Genomic DNA, 16499 nt, shown 5'->3' with positions numbered 1-16499 from the left:
GCGTTACTTGCAGAGGTCGGCGACCTGCTTGCGGGCCGAGTCACCCTCAGCCAGCCGGGCGGCCTGGCCGGGGTCACTGTTCTGCACACCGGCCAGAGCGTTGATCCCGATGTCCTGGAGGTCGCGGGCGAACGCGCGGGTGGCATCGGCAAGCTGTGACGGGGTCGAGGAATCAAGCTGGCGCAGAAGGTAATCCCCACCTCCCACGAGGGCCAGCCGGGCATTGCCTGCAACGGCGGCCTGAGCCACCGGATCCTGACCCAGGTCGTTGTGGGTCTGTAGGGCCACCCCCCGGCTGACGGTCTCGAAAGCGTTGCACACCCGCATCTTCGGGTCACCGGGCAGCGCAGAGGACGCCGAGTCCTTCGTCCCTCCGGCCAGCAGCGCCCACACCGACAGTGCGACGGCGACGACGCCCAGCACGATCGCGACCGGAACACCCCAGCGCGTCAGGCGCTGCCACGCAGTGGGGACGGTGAACACAGGGGCAGAATGGGTTTGGACATCTTCAGTGGTATCCGGCATGAGCTGATAATAGCCGCCGGTAATCCCGAATTAAACGACCCGGCCACATTTGCGCACGCGAAAATTATTGTATTTCAACGTATTTCGTTGCGTAGGGCGACAACTCTTCATTGCTGGAATTCGCGATGACCGGCACGTGGCGGGCTGGATTACGTATTCAGCGACCTCAGGCCCGTCGGTACGAGATTTTGCCGGGTATTCATATTGGCGCCGTAATCCGCGTATTTGACCGGCCGTACCTGACAACGGTCTCCCAGTCGTGTAGAAGAAATCTGTGGACTCTCAACCGCTCAAAGTCATTCAGACGCCATTGCTCCATGCAGCGATGGCCCGTCGGCTGCACCGCCGCTCGATCGTCAACGGTGAGATCACACTGCCCGCCGTACCGGGGCTGATCGACGAGTATGTCGCCATGTGCGCCAAGATTTTTGGCGCTGTCGGCCGGCCGTTCACCGACGAGCAGCTGGCACACCTGCGCTCGGTGCTCGAGGGTCAACTCAACGAGGCCTACAGCGCCTCACCGCGGTCCAACATCGTCATCACCTACAACGCCCCGGTGGGCACCGTGCTGAACTATCACGTCAACGCCCAGTGGTTCACCGTCGAAGGCGCCTACGAAAACTGGGTGGCCACCCGGGAGCCCCCGCTGTTCGGCTCCCAGCCTGACGCTCGAGTGTGGGCGCTGGCCAACGAGACTCTTGATCCCGCCCAGTACCCGATCCTCGACCTCGGAGCAGGCACCGGCCGCAACGCGCTGGCCCTGGCGCGACGCGGTCACCCTGTCGACGCCGTCGAGATGACGTCCACATTCGCCCAGACCTTGCGGGCAGATGCCGAACGGGAGTCGTTGAACGTCAAGGTGATCGAGCGCAACATCTTCGCGACCCTGGACGATCTGCGCCGCGACTACCAGTTGATCGTGCTCTCCGAAGTGGTGTCGGACTTCCGGTCCACCAGCCAGCTGCGCGGGGTGTTCGAGCTGGCCTCGCACTGCCTGGCACCCGGTGGGCGGCTGGTGTTCAACGCCTTCGTCGCCCACCGGGACTACGAACCCGACGATGCCGCGGTCCAGATGGGTCAGCAGTGCTACAGCACCCTGTTCACCCAGCGAGACATGGCCGCGGCCCTGGCCGGGTTCCCGCTCGCGCTGGTGTCCGACGTCCCGGTCTTCGACTACGAGCGGGCCAATCTGCCCGACGACGCCTGGCCGCCCACCGGGTGGTACCCGGAATGGGTCAGCGGGCAGGACGTATTCGACGTCGCACGCGAGGACCGTCCCATCGAGATGCGGTGGCTGGTCTACGAGAAGCCGGACCGCATCACCCTTTAGAACACCACGGTCTGGTTGCCGTAGCGGATGATCCGGTCCTCGCAGTGCCAGGACACCGCGCGGGACAGCACGGCACGCTCGACGTCGGCACCGAGCCGCACCAGATCCTCGACGCCGTGCCGATGGTCCACGCGCACCACGTCCTGTTCGATGATCGGTCCTTCGTCGAGGTCATCGGTGACGTAATGAGCCGTCGCACCAACCAATTTCACGCCCCGCTCCTTGGCGCGCCGATACGGCGCCGCGCCGATGAAGGCCGGCAGGAACGAGTGGTGGATGTTGATCAGCGGACAGCCCACCTCGGCCAGGAAGTCCGGGGTGATGATCTGCATGTAGCGGGCCAGCACCACCAGGTCGACGTTGCCGCGTAACAGGTCGAGCTGTCGCCGTTCGGCCTCCTCGCGGATGTCCTTGGTGGCCGGGATGTGGATGAACGGCACCCCGAACGGCCGCACCTGATCCGCCAGGTCGGGGTGGTTGGCGATCACCATCACCACCGACATGTCCAGTTCGCCGCGGCGGTTGCGCCAGAGGAGGTCCAGCAGGCAGTGGTCTTCCTTGGAGGCCATTATCGCCACCCGCTTGGGTTTACTGGCCTCGGTCAGCCGGAAGTCGATATCGAACGGTGTGGCCACCTGCTCGGTGAAGTCGCGTTCCAGCGCATCCCGCGCGGCGGCCAGGCCGGGCAGATGAAAGATGGTCCGCTGCATGAAGGTTCCACCGGCCTGGGCCGTGGCGTGCTGATCCAGCGAGACGATGTTGGCCCCGGCGCCGGCCAGGAAGGCGCTGACCGCCGCGACCAGACCGGGACGATCGGCACACCGCAGCAGTAACCGGCCCACGTCTTTGGTGGCCAGGGCGTCCGGTCCGTGCGGGTATTCGAGCGTCGACATGCCGTTGATGCTGACGGCAGCGCCTGTGATCATCAACTTTTCCTTCGTGTGTCGATATGTGTCGAGACAGCAATGCAGAACACCGGGCCCACCGAAGTGGGCCCGGTGTCTGTTGACAGTGCAGTTACGGGCATCCCGGGAGCGCCGGGAACACCGACGCTCCCGGGGCCGATCCAGCTGGGATTCCTCCCAGATCCCAACCGAATCGAGCGGTGTTAGGCAGCGCCGCCGCCCGTACCCCCGTTACCGCCGGTTCCACCGGTTCCACCGGCAGTCGATCCCGGCGACGGTGCGCTACCGGCCGAGCCGGCGCTACCCGCGGAGCCGGCCGTGCCGCTTCCGCTCAGGCCGCCCTTGCCGCCGGCACCACCGGTGCCACCGGTGCCCGGCGTCCCGTCAGCACCGACGGTGCTTCCGGAGCCGCCCTTACCGGCTGCGCCACCGTTACCACCGGCACCGCCGCCCGTCAGCACCGACGGTGCTTCCGGAGCCGCCCTTCCCGGCTGCGCCACCGTTCCCACCGGCACCGCCGCCACCGCCGCCACCGCCGACACCCGGGTTACCGGGCGAGGTGAAGAAGGGCAGGAAGCCACCGGCACCCGGCGCGCCACCGTTACCGCCGTCGCCACCGGCACCACCGTCGGCGCCTGTGCCGCCGTCGCCACCGGCACCGCCGACACCGACACCCGTGGTCCCGAGGCCACCGGCACCGCCGTTGCCACCGCTACCACCGTTGGCGCCGTTGCCGCCCTGGCCACCCTGACCGCCGTTGCCACCGCTACCACCGGTGCCGAAGATCAGGCCGCCGGTGCCACCGGCACCGCCGTTGCCGCCCTTGCCGCCGTCCTGGCCGTTGGCGGTCGACGCGGCACCATTGCCACCGTCGCCACCAGCGCCGCCGGCGCCGGCCAGCCCGATGCCACCGGCACCGCCGTTGCCACCATTGCCGCCTCCGGCGGTGGCGTCACCACCGTTGCCACCCTGCTGTCCGGTGGGCGCAGGCAGTCCGGCAGCGCCGTCGCCACCGTTGCCACCTGCGGAGCCTCCGGCGCCGCCGGCCTGAGCCTGAGCGGGCGGCAGGACCGCACCGGGGATTCCGGGCACGCCGTTGGAGACGTTCGGATCCAGCGGCGAGTTCAGCACGGTCGGGTTCTGGCCGTTGAGGCCCGGACGACCCGCGCCACCCTGGCCACCCTGGCCACCGCTGCCGATGAAGAACGACGCGTTGCCGCCGGCTCCACCGTTGGTGGCCTCGACCGCCTTGCCGGTGGCCGAGTAGCCGCCGCTGACGCCGTTGCCACCGTTGCCACCGCTTCCGAAGAAGAGGCCGGCATTGCCACCGTTGCCACCGTTGGTGGAGGTCTGGGTGACCGGGTTGTAGCTGCCGTTGAGGCCGTTGCCACCGTTACCGGCGAAGAAGCCCCCGTCATACCCGTCCGGGTGCAGGGCGTTTCCGTCGGCCCCGTTCCCGATGAAGATGTTCAGGACCGGGATGGCGCCAGCGATGTCGAGGAACCCGTTCGAGATCTGGTTGAACGGATCGACCGCGACGGCCAACAGTGCGTTCGGGGACGGCGAGGAAGCACCGACCCCGAAGATGCTGCCGAAGCTGCCCAGCAGATCGTCCAGTGGCGCCTGCGGCGCCACGATCGGAGCGGCCTGGGCGGCCGGGGCGAGCAGGAGCCCGGCCGCCGGAGCGCCCAGGACGATACCGGCGCCGCCGATTGCGGCCGCCGTCGCCATCAGCGGGCGAGCGCGTCGCTTGCTGGTGACTTTCTCTGAATGGATGGACATGTAGGAAGAGCTCCCTTCAATCGTGCTCGAAATCCAAGCAGCAGCAACGTAACACCGGCGACTCTCTGGATGCGATATTTTTCGGCGCCCAAAACTGAAGTAGTTTCGATCCGAAAATAGCCGATTGTTTCCGACGCAAAGGACCGCTGAGAATCGACCTCCAGAAACGGGATTTCGCTGGCGAGATGGCCGGATCACGCCGAAAAGCCAGTTCTTTCAAGGTTTTTACAGATCAGTCAGCGGATTGCCGTGCTTGCACGACTTGGCAAAGTGGCGAACGGCCGGGGTCTTTTATCAGCATCTCCTCAGGGAGAAAGAGTCGCTGAGATTCGATTCCGGGCCGTCCCGCCGACTCCGGAATCGTTGCGTTCGACACTCTCCAGGAAAGTCCCAGATAACCGGTAGGCAAACGGGTTTGAATAAATTGACAATTGCGACAAACTATCGTTAACGCCAATTAATGCGGGAAATTCTGAATAGTTGCTGGCGGGTATCCGCACGCGCCGGGTCGCGCTTCGTATCAACACAAACAGGCACGCCAACCGCATCGATCGGCACCGATCACCGGCCGCGCCGGCGGCTGGGATTCTTAGCCTCGGTAACGGGCTGCGATCACTCAGCAGACACTCAGCGACCAGCACGGCCACCGCGGTACTACTGACAAGGCATTTCTGTGTGGAACTACCGCGCGGGGCACCCCGGGATCCGGCCAGATTCTCAGGATCAGTCTGCGGACTTATCAGCCTGCTCTCAGGTATGGTTGCCGATAAGCCGGGCCGCGACAGCGGGAGGAGACGGCGTGCGTAAGGCGATGGGGCCAATCCTGACCACAGGAGTGGCGCTGGTGGCGGCCGCAGTCGTGGTCGCCAACCCCGTCGCGCCTCCGATCAGGGACATGCAGATCTCCACCACGCAGTTGTCCACCAGTCCGCAGGCCCTCATCCCGTTCGACAAGTCGCTGCTCAACTCGATCTCCCAGCAGTCCGCCCCGTTCGGTTCGGCGCTGGCCCAGATCCTGGGTGCGCTGGCCGCCGAGGCCGACCGGATCGGCAACGAGGTCAACTCCGCCGGCTTCGACGGCGCCCCGGCACCGGCGGCGGCCCTCGGTCCCGCTGCCTACGCTCCCCCGCCTGCCGAGGCGCCCTTCGTCGAGGCCAATGGCGCCCCGTCGGCCGCCGCTGCTGCGGCGATGCTTCCGGCCGACAGCGTCACGGCCGACGTCCAGCAGGTCGTCACCAACCTCGTGCAGGACACCACCTATCTGGGCAGCAAGGTCGTCGAGGCTGCCTACGCCGCGGTCGATGTCCTCATCAATACGCCGAACCTCATTGCCAAAGCCATCGTGGCTCTGATCAAGGGTGATCTCGCCTCGGCGCTGACCACCATCGTCGACGCCATCAAGGCGTTCTTCGGCCCCGGCCTCATCCTCATCGGCGGCCTGCAGGACATCATCGACAACCTGACCGGCCAGGGTCCGGTTCCCATCGTGCCGGCCTCAGCCGCCAGCCCGACGCCGACGACCGAGACCGGCAATAGCCCGGCAGGTGTCGGTGGCACCGGAGCGAGCGCCCCCGACGAGGCCCCGGCCGCCGCGGTCGGGCAAAGCGGTCGCGACCGCACCCCCAAGGCGCCGCGCGTGACGGCCCGCGCTGCTGCGACCGATCCGGCCACGGACTCCTCGGCGCCGGACAGCACCGACTCGGCCCCGCAGCCCGGCTCCACGCCGACGCGCACCTCGGTCGCCGAGAGTGGGCGCGGCGCAGCGGGTTCGACAGCGGGCCCGCGCCCGATCAGCCGGCCCAAGCCGCACGATCCGGGTGCCACCAAGCCGACCGGAGCCAGCGCCAAGGATCAGAGCGTAGGCGGCCAGGGAGCCAGCGCCGGCGAGTAGCTCGCCGACGGCATATTGACGTCGCAGTCACCACCTGTTTCCCTACGGCGCAATGCCGAGCACCCTGTCGGCGCGCAACACACGCAGCGCTAACCCCCCAGTGGCCACCTTTCCAGCTATGCCCTCGATTCGGCGGGTTGATTGCACACGCAAAGAACATGTCGGCCCTTATCGACAACCTCCCCTTTTCTCAGGCTGCTCTCAGGTAGCTTGCGCTGGTCAGGTTTCCGACGGGCAAAGGAGCTCGAAAATGTCCACCGCAGTCAGCTCTGTCTTCAAGACCGGTATCGCGCTCGCCGGGGCCGGCGCCATCGCGATGAGCCCGCTGGTACCCACGCACGACGTCCGGGTGCCGACCGTGGACCTGCCGTCCGTCGAGCTGAGCGCGCTGGCCACACCCGCCATCGGCGCGATCCCCTACCAGATCGGCGTCAACACGCTGGGCAACCTGCTGGCGCTGGCACCGATCCTGGCGGGCAGCACTGAGCAGTGCACGGTATGCCTCGGACCGGTCGGCGCGGGCCTGCCCTTCACCGGCTGGGGCCTGGCCGGGATTGGTGCCGGCCTGATCGCCAGCCCGATCGCCTTCGTCCAGACCCTCCAGGGCGACGGCAGCGTCAGCAAGGCCCTCGGCGCCGCCCTGCTGGCCATCCAGACCCCGATGACCAACACCTTCCGCCTCCTGGTGTCGCCGCGCGAAGTCGGCGGCTACGCCCTGCAGGCCGCACTGGACCGCGCCTTCAACGCCAGCAAGCACATCATCGACTACACCGTCAACATCCTGGCCCAGGCGCTGGTGACCGGTCCGCTGACGGTCACCGCAGGTGCGGTGACCGGCTCGCAGATCTTCGCCGGAACCCTCGCCTCCACCGGCGATTTCATCACGGCCTTCAACGCCGGCCGCGCACCGTTCGAGGCGGCGGTGAACAAGGCACTGACCGACCTGACGAGCGAGGTCGACGAGGGCCGCGCCACGGTCTATGCCGACCTCACCGCAGGTCCGGGACAGGCGACCTCGCCCATTCCGGTGGTCTCGACGCCGCCGACAGCCGCCGTCGCCGGCCCGGTGACCAAGAAGACCACCTCGTTCAAGGCGGTGCCCACCACCACAGCCGCTGCGGCGGCCGCCACCGGAGATGACAACGGTTCGGGCGCAACCGATTCGGATGCAGGCTCGTCGAGCGGCAAGGCCGGCAAGTCCACCGGCGGATCGAAGCGTCAGCACAAGGCCGACTGACCCGTTACTGGGCGGTCTTGACCCAGCGGCCCGCGTCGCCAACGATGCCGACCGGGACCGCTCCGGTCAGGCTGACGTTCTGCACACTCGGGCCGGCCGCGACGATGGTCGCGTCCTGCAGGATCGGCAGCACCGTGGACATGTTCCACAGCCGCGGCTCGACCTGGGTGATGACCTCGCCGATGTCGGCCGAACCATCAAGGGCCGCATTGATACTCGGCTGAATGCCGCGGTCGCAGATGCCGGTGAGGTTGGATGGTGCCTGCACCAGCGTGCCGCTGTCGGGCGCCGGTAGCGGCGGCGGGGCGGTCGTGGTGGTCGGCCGGCTCGGCGGCGCACTCGACGGATTCGGCGGATTCGGCGCCGGCGAGGAGGTCGGCGTGGCGCTCGGGGTGGTCGACACCTCGGTGGCCTCCAGCGCCGGGCAGCCGTAGCGGGAGGCCAGCAGCGTCGCGAGGTCACCGCCGGCGGCGTGCCAGCCGACGATCGCGTCGACCCGGTTGTTCGCCAACGCATCCGAGTACAGCACCGGCGGGTCGAGTGCCAGCACGGTGGCCGCGATACCGACACTGCGCAACTGGTCGGCCGCGGTGTTGGCCACCGCCACCGAGGTCGGGTCGTTGGCGGCCACCCCGATCACCAGTGACAGCGTCTCGCCGTCCTTGCTGATCCGTCCGCGGGTGATCTCCGGCGGGCCGGGCGGCTGCGACGTGGTGCGGGATCCCGCCGAGGGCGGCGGGGACACCGGCGCCTCGGTGGGTGTGCGGTCGACCTGAAAACCGGCCTCTTCCAACAACTCCAGCGAGCGCTCCTTGCCCAGTGCCGGCGGAGCCGTGGGCACATACCCCGGATCGCTGGGCGCGCGCACCTGGGCCTGGGCCAAGGTGACGGTGTTGTCGCTACCCGCCCCGACCGCGGCGAGCAGGTTGACGTCCAGCAGCCCGAGGATCGCTTTGCGGACGTGCGGATCGGCCAGCTTGTCCTCCTGCGCACGCAGGGTCAGCTGCATGACGCGCGGGGTGTTGATCCGGTTGGTGCGCACATCCGGGATCGCCGAGAGTTGGGCGAAAGCCGCTGCGCCGCCGTGCACCTGGGCCACCTGGGTGTCGCCGTTGCGGATGGAATCGGCCAGTGCGGCGGGTGCCCCGGCGCGCCGGAACAGGATCTGGCCCCAGAACCGGTCGTTGCGGGCCAGCAGGATCTCGTCGCGCTGCGGGTCGATGTTGTCCACCCGGAATTGCCCACCGGTCACCGGCAGGGCGCGGGCCAGTCCGGCCGGGAACCCGCCGGGCACGTCCTTGACGATGTGGGCGGGCAGCAGGTCGTTGAACAGCTCACGCCAGGCCGGGTAGGGCTGGGAGAACGTCACCACCGCGGTCTTGCCGCCGTCGATGGACTGCACACCGGTGATCAGGTCGTAGCCCGCCGGGTCCACCACGCCGGGCTGGCTGACCATCTGTCGCCACAGGTACCAGAAGTCGTCGGCGGCGATCGGGGCGTTGTCGGTCCAGGACGCCTCGGGCCGGATCTTGTAGGTGACGGTGAACGGGTCCTCGTTGGTCACCTCGGCCGACACCAGCAGCGTCGGGTCCATCTCCCAGCGCGAACCGGTCGGCGTCGACGGGTCCGACACCGGGCGGAACGCACTCGGCAGCACCAGCGCGGCGATGGCGGCGTTGACCGGCGACTGATCGGAGAGCAGGTGCGGGTTGAAGCCGGCCCCGATCGAATCGATACCCATGATGATCTGGGTGGCCTTCGGCGGCGGTGGCGTCGGGCTCTGCGAGGTCTCGGTGCTCTGCGGCGCGGGCGGCGGACTCACCGTGCACGCCGCCGTGACCAGCACCGACAGCAATACGGCCGCGGTCTGCAGGCGTTGCGGTCCGGTCGGCACGCCCCTCAGCGTATCCACCCGCCTCGCGGTAGCCCGGTCAGCCGCGGGCCTTGGCGCGCGAGCGCGCCCTGGCGCGCAGGGTGGCGTCGAGCTCCACCTTGCGCACCCGGACGATCTCCGGCGTCACCTCGACGCACTCGTCCTCGGCGCAGAATTCCATCGCCTGCTCCAGCCCGAGTTCCAGCGGCCGGGCCAGCGTCTCCATCACGTCCGCGGTCGAGGACCGCATATTGGTCAGCTTCTTCTCGCGGGTGACGTTGATGTCGAGGTCCTCGGCGCGCGGGTTGATTCCCACCACCTGGCCCTCGTAGGTATCGTCGCCGGGCTCGACGAAGAACTGTCCGCGATCGGCCAGCTGGATCATCGCGAACGGGGTCACGGTGCCGGTGCGGTCACTGACCAGCGACCCGGTGTGCCGGGCCCGGATCTCGCCGGCCCATGGGCGGTAGCCGTCGAAGACGGCGTTGGCGATGCCGGTGCCGCGGGTCAGGGTCAGGAAGTCGGTGCGGAAGCCGATCAGGCCACGGCTGGGCACGATGAAGTCCATCCGCACCCAGCCGGCGGCGTGGTTGGCCATATCTTCCATCCGGCCCTTGCGGGCGGCCATCAGCTGGGTGACGGCGCCGACGAACTCCTCGGGGCAGTCGATGGTCATCGCCTCGAACGGCTCGTGGATCTTGCCGTCGACGGTCTGGGTGACCACCTGCGGCTTGCCCACGGTCAGCTCGAAGCCTTCGCGGCGCATCTGCTCGACGAGGACGGCCAGCGCCAGTTCGCCACGTCCCTGCACCTCCCAGGCGTCGGGGCGGCCGATGTCGACGACCTTGATCGAGACGTTGCCGACGAGTTCGGAGTCGAGCCGGGACTTGACCATCCGCGCGGTCAGCTTGTGTCCGGAGACCTTGCCGGCCAGCGGTGAGGTGTTGGTGCCGATGGTCACCGAGATGGCGGGCTCGTCGACGGTGATGCGCGGCAGGGCGTGCGCGTGGTCGGGGTCGGCCAGCGTGTCGCCGATCATGATGTCGGGGATACCGGCGACGGCCACGATGTCACCGGCGATGGCCTCGTCGGTGGCCGAGCGCTCGACACCCTCGGTGACCAGCAGCTCGGTGATCTTGGCGTTGGTGATGACGGGGTGGCCGTCGACCTCGCGCATCCACGCCACCTGCTGGCCCTTGCGCAGCCGGCCCTTGTAGATGCGGATCAGCGCCAGCCGGCCCAGGAAGGCCGAGGCGTCGAGGTTGGTGACCAGCGCCTGCAGCGGTGCCTCCGGGTCGCCCTGCGGCGGCGGGATGTGCTCGAGCAGCACGTCGAAGAGCGGGTCGAGGTTCTCCCCGTCGGGGTTTTCGCCGTTGGCCGGCTGGGTGGTGCTGGCGATCCCGGCGCGGCCCGAGGCGAACAGGACCGGCAGGCCCAGGGCGTCCTCGGCGGCCTTCTGCGCCTCGTCGTCGAGGTCGGAGGCGACGTCGAGCAGCAGGTCGTGGCTTTCGGAGACCACCTCGGCGATGCGGGCGTCGGGGCGGTCGGTCTTGTTGACCACCAGGATCACCGGCAGGTGCGCCGAGAGCGCCTTGCGCAGCACGAAGCGGGTCTGCGGCAGCGGGCCCTCCGAGGCGTCGACCAGCAGCAGCACTCCGTCCACCATCGACAGGCCGCGTTCCACCTCACCGCCGAAGTCGGCGTGGCCCGGGGTGTCGATGACGTTGATGACGGTCATCGAGCCGTCCGGGTGATGCCGGTGCACCGCGGTGTTCTTCGCCAGGATGGTGATGCCCTTTTCCTTCTCCAGGTCACCGGAGTCCATCAGGCGCTCGACGGCGTCGTCGCCACGGTGGGTCAGGGCACCGGACTGCCGCAACATGGCATCCACGAGGGTGGTCTTGCCATGGTCGACGTGCGCGACGATGGCGACATTGCGGAAGTCCTGCGTATTCACGCCGGTGATTGTCGCAGTGCGGAGCCCCGATCGCGAAAACGAGCAGGCCCGCCGGGGGCCGTCAGGCTGGGGGAATCCGGCTCAGCAGTGTGGGCAGGATCTCTTTTGCCGCCGACGCCGACTGCGGCCGGGCGGGTATCAGTGTGTGTAGCCGAACACGGCGTAGTGGGTGAAGCCGTGCTCACCGGTGGTGCAACTGACCGAGCCCTGGAAGCCCACGAGGCAGGACGCGTCGCCGTTGACCAGTTGGTGGCCCTCGGGCAGGACGTCGACCACACGGGTGAAGGTCAGCGCATCGGCGTGGCGGTAGTAGCCCGGCTGGTCCGGGGTGGCGACGGTCTGGTTGGCATCCGGCGGGACGTCGGTGGGTGGTTCGTCGGAGATCGGCACCGGGTGCGGCACCACGTCACAGCCGACGGTGCCGTCGGGGCCGATCCCGCAGCCGAAGTCTCCGTAGCCCGGTGGGCTGAGAAAGAACACCCAGCCCGGGTCGTCGGCGCTGGTGTAGTTGCCCTCGGCCACCGGATAGGGCTCGGCTCCGGCGATCGGTGCCCAGCAGGTGGCCAGTGTCAGTGCGAGCGCGGCGGCGCGCAATGCCGTCATGATGCGCCTCCTATGGGTAGGACAACAGCATCATCACCCTCCCGTCGGCCGGGGGTGGGCCGAATGCGTCAACGTCGAATCCGTAGTACTTGCGTTGGACATCAGTGATCTCGTCGACGATCTTGCCGGTGGCCCTCAGTCGGCCGTTCTCGACGTGCTTGAGCACGCCGCGGAAATCCGGTACCGACAGCGACTCGGCCAGCAGCAGCGCCTGCCCGCCGCTGTCGAGGTCGACGAGCACCCCGGCCCCGGCGTAGTTGTTGCCGCCGCGGCCGGTGCCGTTGGGCGCCCAGTACACCGGCGCACCCACGACGGCGCCCTCGATGCGGCGGTAGTCCCCCGGGTGGACGGTGTCGGCGACCGTCACCTGTGGCAGGTGCGCGATGGTGCGCTTCTCGGCCAGCCACATCCAGCCCAGCGGGATGCAGACGATGGCGTACATCAGCACCACCAGCATCAGCACCGGCTTCCAGGCGATCTCCCACCCCAGCCGGCGCGGCGAGACAGGCGCGTCGGCCAGCTGGTCATCAAGCTGTCGGCGGCCGAATCTGAAGACGTACCAAGCCAATACACGCGCCAGTGCCATACCGGCCAGGATGATCAGGCCGACGATGCCGGTGACGCGCCAATAGAAGGTGCTGTCGCCCTGATTGATGGTGGCCAGCGCCATCACCGCCGGGATGGGCGCGGTGATCAGCAGCAGCAGCGCGTAGGACGGGTGGCTGGTGAGGTAGACGTAGTCGACGCGGGCCCGGTTGTTGGCCGCGAACACGGTGAAGTCCCCGACGTCGGCCTTCACCACCGGGGCCCACGAACCCGAGACGATCCGCGGACGCACCAGCGAGCGCACGAAGAAGAACCCGGCGACGATGGCGATGACGAGTGCCGCCCAGAAGGTGCCACCCAGCTTCTCGCCGGTGCCGGGGACGCCGAAGCCGCCGCGGATGTCGATGAGCTTGCCGATGAAGAAGGCCAGCGGCATCACGAAAAAGAACTCCAGCAGCCAGATTTGGATCAGCTGCGGGATACGCGATCCGATCCGGTCGAACGCCAGGATGCGTTGCCAGATGAACCGCAGAACGGCCATGGCCTCAGTGGTGGACGGGTGCGGTGGGGGTGAACACCACCGGCATGGCCTCCAGCCCGCTGACGAAGTTGGCCGGTCGTAGCGGCAGGTCCGCACCGTCGGCCAGGCGCAGGTCGGGCAGCCGGTGCAGCACGCGCTGCGTCATCGCGGTCAGCTCGAGGCGGGCCAGCTGGTTACCGAGGCAGAAGTGCGTGCCGAACCCGAAGGTGACGTGGTTGTTCGGGTTGCGGTCGATGCGGAACACATCGGGATCGTCGAACACGGTGTCGTCGAAGTTGGCCGACTCGAACAGCAGCATGATCTTCTCGCCGGCATGCAGCTCGGTGCCGTGAAACTCGGTGTCCGCGGTCAGGATTCGGCACATGTTCTTGATCGGTGAGGTCCAGCGCAGCATCTCCTCGACGGCACCGGGCAGTAGTGCACCGTCGGCGCGCACCGCCTCCCACTGGTGCCGGTGGCGGGACAGTTCGGCGGTGCCGCCGGACAGGGTGTGCCGGGTGGTCTCGTCGCCGCCGATCAGGATCAGCAGGGTTTCGGAGATGATCTGCTCGTCGGTCAGCTTCTCGCCGTCCACCTCGGCGCCGATGAGCACGCTGACGAGGTCGTCGGTGGGCTGTCGGCGGCGCTTCTCGATGGTGGCGGCCATGAACTCGTTGTAGGCCAGCAGCGCGTTGACCGAGGCTTCCAGAATCTCCTCCGACGCCGTCGAACTGAGGGCGACCACGAGGTCGTCGGACCAGGCCAGCAGCGTCGCCCGGTCTTCGGGGGCCACCCCCAGCATGTCGCCGATGACGGCCATCGGCAGCGGCGCGGCCAGGTCGCGGACGAAGTCGCACTCGCCGCGCTCGCATACCGCGTCGATCAGCGTGTCACACAGCGCCTCAATCGATTTCGTCTTGTCCTTCACCTGCTTGCGGGTGAAGCCGGCATTGACGAGCTTGCGCCGCAACAGGTGCGCGGGGTCGTCCATGTCGATCATGTGCGGCAGCGCCGGGGTGGACGGCCGGATGCCACCGGCATTGGAGAACAGTTCGGGATTGCGTTCGGCATCGATGACGGCACGGTAGGTGGCGGCCGCGGCCAGGCCATTGCGGTCGCGGAACACCGGCTGGTGGGCCCGCATCCAGCGGTAGGCCTCGCGCGCGGTACCGCCGGCGTAGAACCGCCCGTCGGTCAGATCGATGTCCGGCTTCACGTCGGTGGGCACGCCCAGATCATAGGGTGATCAGGCCTGACACCCGAGGAGTTTCGCGAGCTCCGGTAGCCAGCCGCGATCGGCGGGCACCCACGGCAGATCCTCGACGTCGGCCGCGGTGACCCAGCGCAGCGCGCGGTGATCGTGCGGATGCAGGGTGCCGCCGGTGTGGGTGACGAGGTAGGCCCGCAGGATCAGCGTCTCCCCGATGACAACGTCGTCGCCCAGCCGCGCCCCGACGGTCACGTCGGCCCCGAGTTCCTCACGCAATTCCCGAACCAGCGCCTCGGCTTCGGTCTCCCCCGCCGCCACCTTGCCGCCGGGCAGTTCCCACAGACCGGCCAGCTCCGGTGGTCGCTGCCGCTGGGCCACCAGCAACGCGCCGTCGGCGATCAGCGCACCGGCGACAACGATCTGGGTGACCATGGCGTCCGACGGTATACCGTCGAAGGATGGCCGTGTTGACCGATGAACAAGTGGACGCCGCCGCCGCGGAGCTCGACGGCTGGGAACGCAAAGATGGTGCACTGCGCCGCTCGGTGACGTTCGGCAGCTTCCTCGACGGGATCGAGGGGGTGCGCCGGGTGGCTGATCTGGCCGAGCGCCGTGACCATCATCCCGATATCGATATCCGCTGGCGCACTGTGACTTTCGCGCTCGTCACGCATTCCGAGGGCGGGATCACCGATAAGGACGTCGAGCTGGCGCGGGAGATCAACGGGCTTCTCGGCGACCGCTGACCGCGATCCAGCCCAGGGTGATCACCGTCGCGACGATGTAGATCAGCCCGGCCCAGGCCAGATACCAGGGGCGGCTGATCTGCCAGATCGTCGGCTGGGCGAAGCTCAGCAGCCAGGGCACCCCGATCAGCGTCAGCGTCAGCCACCCCCAGCCCAGCACCCGCGCGCCCGCGCGCATCCGCCACGGCCCGTGCAGCAGCCAGATCATCAAGGGCACCAACCACACCCAGTGATGGGTCCACGAGATCGGCGAGATCAGCAGCCCGAACAACTGCACCACCAGCAGTGAGCCCAGCCGGTCGCGATCCCCGTCGGTACCCAGCGCCCGCCAGGCCAGCACTGCCAGCACCGCCGTCACCGCGATCGCGGCGAGCACCAGCGGCCCGTAGCCGGCGTCGTGACCCAGGATGCGCGAGATGCCGCCGCGCCAGGACTGGTTGAACGAGGTGCCGATCGGGCCGATCCGGCTGGCATCGCCGAGCAGGTCGGTGAAGTAGTAGCGAGCCTGCTGGCCGATCACCGCGATGGAGAGCCCGACGGTGGCGAAGAAGACCACGGCCGAGAAGATCGCCGCGCCCCAGCGCCGCATGCCCAGGAAGTACAGCCCGGTGACCGCGGGGGTGAGCTTGATACCGGCCGCCACACCGACGAGCAGACCCGACAGCCACCATCGTGAGGTGTAGGCCGCGCACAGCACGGCCAGCACCAGGATGACGTTGACCTGGCCGTAGTCGAAGGTGCTGCGCAGCGGTTCGATCCAGATCGCCACCGCGGTCCACAGCATCGCGGCGGGCTGACCATCGGCGATGCCGAGCAGTCGCTGGCTGACCCGCACCACGCCGTAGAGCGCGGCGATGATGCCGATCTGCCAGCAGAACGCCACGAGACCGAACGGCAGCAGGTGCAGCGGGTAGAACAGCAAGGCGGCGAACGGCGGATAGGTGAACGGCAGCGGGAAGTCCGGCGTCTGGTCGGCGTAGACGTAGGAGTACAGCGTGCCGGGCTGATCGAGGGCCGCCGCGCCGCCGATGTAGACGTGAAGGTCGACGAAGTTCGCGCCGTTGGGCACCAGATAGGTCCACGCCAGCCGGGCCGCGATGGACACGACGAGCGCCACCGGGGCGAGCCGGGCCACCCGGGCCGTCGTGTTCACCCCAAGACTGTAGCCAGTTTCGGGTGGTCGCCGACGTCATCGAGTCTGCGGTGAGGGCGTGCGCCGTCGGCGTGTCGCCGCCCTGTGCGCAGGATCGATGCGGAGCCGGACGCGGCGCGGCGGATCACCATCGGCCATCACTGCCGTAACGGTTGAATAACCGCCACACGTGTCACTTGAGTAACTCTAGTAACGGACTACCTTCGGGTTCAGACCTGCCA

General features: G+C 68.2%; 15 protein-coding genes. 4 read left to right on the top strand and 11 right to left on the bottom strand.

Features of this window, described 5'->3' with window-relative positions:
• Positions 1–3: 3 nt before the first annotated feature.
• The gene (locus BN3385_RS13535; RefSeq protein WP_231748727.1) at positions 4–483 is read right to left on the bottom strand and encodes a hypothetical protein; all 480 of its coding nucleotides are present in this window, start codon (positions 481–483) and stop codon (positions 4–6) included.
• Between the two features lie 367 nt (positions 484–850).
• On the opposite strand from BN3385_RS13535, the gene BN3385_RS13530 reads away from it, so the two are divergent.
• Entirely contained in the window at positions 851–1855 is a 1005-nt protein-coding gene (locus tag BN3385_RS13530; RefSeq protein ID WP_156432916.1) for a class I SAM-dependent methyltransferase, read from the top strand.
• On the opposite strand, the gene purU is transcribed toward BN3385_RS13530, so the two are convergent.
• The 3 genes from purU to BN3385_RS29215 all read right to left on the bottom strand — a co-directional run bounded on the left by purU (position 1852) and on the right by BN3385_RS29215 (position 4542).
• The gene (gene purU, locus BN3385_RS13525) at positions 1852–2748 is read right to left on the bottom strand and encodes a formyltetrahydrofolate deformylase (protein WP_059021920.1); all 897 of its coding nucleotides are present in this window, start codon (positions 2746–2748) and stop codon (positions 1852–1854) included. The two genes, BN3385_RS13530 and purU, sit on opposite strands and share 4 nt — an antisense overlap.
• A 215-nt stretch (positions 2749–2963) precedes the next feature.
• Positions 2964–3221, bottom strand: coding sequence for a hypothetical protein (locus BN3385_RS27645; protein ID WP_082690462.1), 258 nt, complete (start codon positions 3219–3221; stop codon positions 2964–2966).
• Positions 3193–4542: a hypothetical protein gene (locus tag BN3385_RS29215; RefSeq protein ID WP_156432747.1), complete on the bottom strand. Its 1350-nt coding sequence runs from the start codon at positions 4540–4542 to the stop codon at positions 3193–3195. The genes BN3385_RS27645 and BN3385_RS29215 overlap by 29 nt, the downstream gene beginning before the upstream one ends.
• Before the next feature lie 799 nt (positions 4543–5341).
• Here BN3385_RS29215 and BN3385_RS13515 point away from each other — a divergent pair.
• Together BN3385_RS13515 and BN3385_RS13510 are read left to right on the top strand one after the other, a co-directional pair.
• Positions 5342–6433, top strand: coding sequence for a hypothetical protein (locus BN3385_RS13515; RefSeq protein WP_156432746.1), 1092 nt, complete (start codon positions 5342–5344; stop codon positions 6431–6433).
• A 250-nt stretch (positions 6434–6683) separates the two neighbouring features.
• The gene (locus BN3385_RS13510) at positions 6684–7670 is read left to right on the top strand and encodes a hypothetical protein (RefSeq protein WP_059017245.1); all 987 of its coding nucleotides are present in this window, start codon (positions 6684–6686) and stop codon (positions 7668–7670) included.
• A 4-nt stretch (positions 7671–7674) separates the two neighbouring features.
• Here BN3385_RS13510 and BN3385_RS13505 read toward each other — a convergent pair whose 3' ends face one another.
• The 6 genes from BN3385_RS13505 to BN3385_RS13480 form a co-directional block, all read right to left on the bottom strand.
• Positions 7675–9573, bottom strand: a complete 1899-nt coding sequence (locus tag BN3385_RS13505; protein WP_197415299.1) for an ABC transporter family substrate-binding protein — start codon at positions 9571–9573, stop codon at positions 7675–7677.
• Between the two features lie 28 nt (positions 9574–9601).
• Entirely contained in the window at positions 9602–11500 is a 1899-nt protein-coding gene (gene typA / locus BN3385_RS13500; protein ID WP_059017244.1) for a translational GTPase TypA, read from the bottom strand.
• A 138-nt stretch (positions 11501–11638) separates the two neighbouring features.
• Positions 11639–12103: a hypothetical protein gene (locus BN3385_RS13495; protein ID WP_059017243.1), complete on the bottom strand. Its 465-nt coding sequence runs from the start codon at positions 12101–12103 to the stop codon at positions 11639–11641.
• A gap of 10 nt (positions 12104–12113) precedes the next feature.
• Positions 12114–13190 carry a hypothetical protein gene (locus tag BN3385_RS13490; protein WP_059017242.1) on the bottom strand — a complete coding sequence of 359 codons (1077 nt, stop codon included), beginning with the start codon at positions 13188–13190 and terminating at the stop codon, positions 12114–12116.
• Positions 13191–13194: 4 nt separating this feature from the next.
• The gene (locus BN3385_RS13485; RefSeq protein ID WP_231748849.1) at positions 13195–14373 is read right to left on the bottom strand and encodes a cytochrome P450; all 1179 of its coding nucleotides are present in this window, start codon (positions 14371–14373) and stop codon (positions 13195–13197) included.
• 42 nt (positions 14374–14415) lie between these two features.
• Positions 14416–14811, bottom strand: coding sequence for a (deoxy)nucleoside triphosphate pyrophosphohydrolase (locus tag BN3385_RS13480; protein WP_059017240.1), 396 nt, complete (start codon positions 14809–14811; stop codon positions 14416–14418).
• A gap of 26 nt (positions 14812–14837) precedes the next feature.
• Here BN3385_RS13480 and BN3385_RS13475 point away from each other — a divergent pair, with 26 nt between their 5' ends.
• The gene (locus BN3385_RS13475) at positions 14838–15125 is read left to right on the top strand and encodes a 4a-hydroxytetrahydrobiopterin dehydratase (RefSeq protein ID WP_059017239.1); all 288 of its coding nucleotides are present in this window, start codon (positions 14838–14840) and stop codon (positions 15123–15125) included.
• On the opposite strand, the gene BN3385_RS13470 is transcribed toward BN3385_RS13475, so the two are convergent.
• On the bottom strand, positions 15100–16278 hold the full coding sequence (locus tag BN3385_RS13470) for a mannosyltransferase (protein ID WP_082690460.1): 1179 nt from the start codon (positions 16276–16278) through the stop codon (positions 15100–15102). The genes BN3385_RS13475 and BN3385_RS13470 overlap by 26 nt on opposite strands.
• Between the last annotated feature and the right edge of the window lie 221 nt (positions 16279–16499).

It is taken from the genome of Mycobacterium sp. M26 (assembly GCF_001494595.1).
Lineage (GTDB): Bacteria > Actinomycetota > Actinomycetes > Mycobacteriales > Mycobacteriaceae > Mycobacterium.
Note: the sequence above shows the minus strand (reverse complement) of the source record. Positions and strands in the feature narration are given on the sequence as shown.

Bases quoted from the DNA above. Each gene is read 5' to 3' on its own strand.
- BN3385_RS13530 (WP_156432916.1), top strand. From the start codon at position 851: ATGGCCCGTCGGCTGCACCGCCGCTCGATCGTCAACGGTGAGATCACA.
- BN3385_RS13495 (WP_059017243.1), bottom strand. From the start codon at position 12,103: ATGACGGCATTGCGCGCCGCCGCGCTCGCACTGACACTGGCCACCTGC.
- BN3385_RS29215 (WP_156432747.1), bottom strand. From the start codon at position 4,542: ATGTCCATCCATTCAGAGAAAGTCACCAGCAAGCGACGCGCTCGCCCG.
- BN3385_RS13480 (WP_059017240.1), bottom strand. From the start codon at position 14,811: ATGGTCACCCAGATCGTTGTCGCCGGTGCGCTGATCGCCGACGGCGCG.
- BN3385_RS13475 (WP_059017239.1), top strand. From the start codon at position 14,838: ATGGCCGTGTTGACCGATGAACAAGTGGACGCCGCCGCCGCGGAGCTC.
- purU (WP_059021920.1), bottom strand. From the start codon at position 2,748: ATGTCGACGCTCGAATACCCGCACGGACCGGACGCCCTGGCCACCAAA.
- BN3385_RS13510 (WP_059017245.1), top strand. From the start codon at position 6,684: ATGTCCACCGCAGTCAGCTCTGTCTTCAAGACCGGTATCGCGCTCGCC.
- BN3385_RS13490 (WP_059017242.1), bottom strand. From the start codon at position 13,190: ATGGCCGTTCTGCGGTTCATCTGGCAACGCATCCTGGCGTTCGACCGG.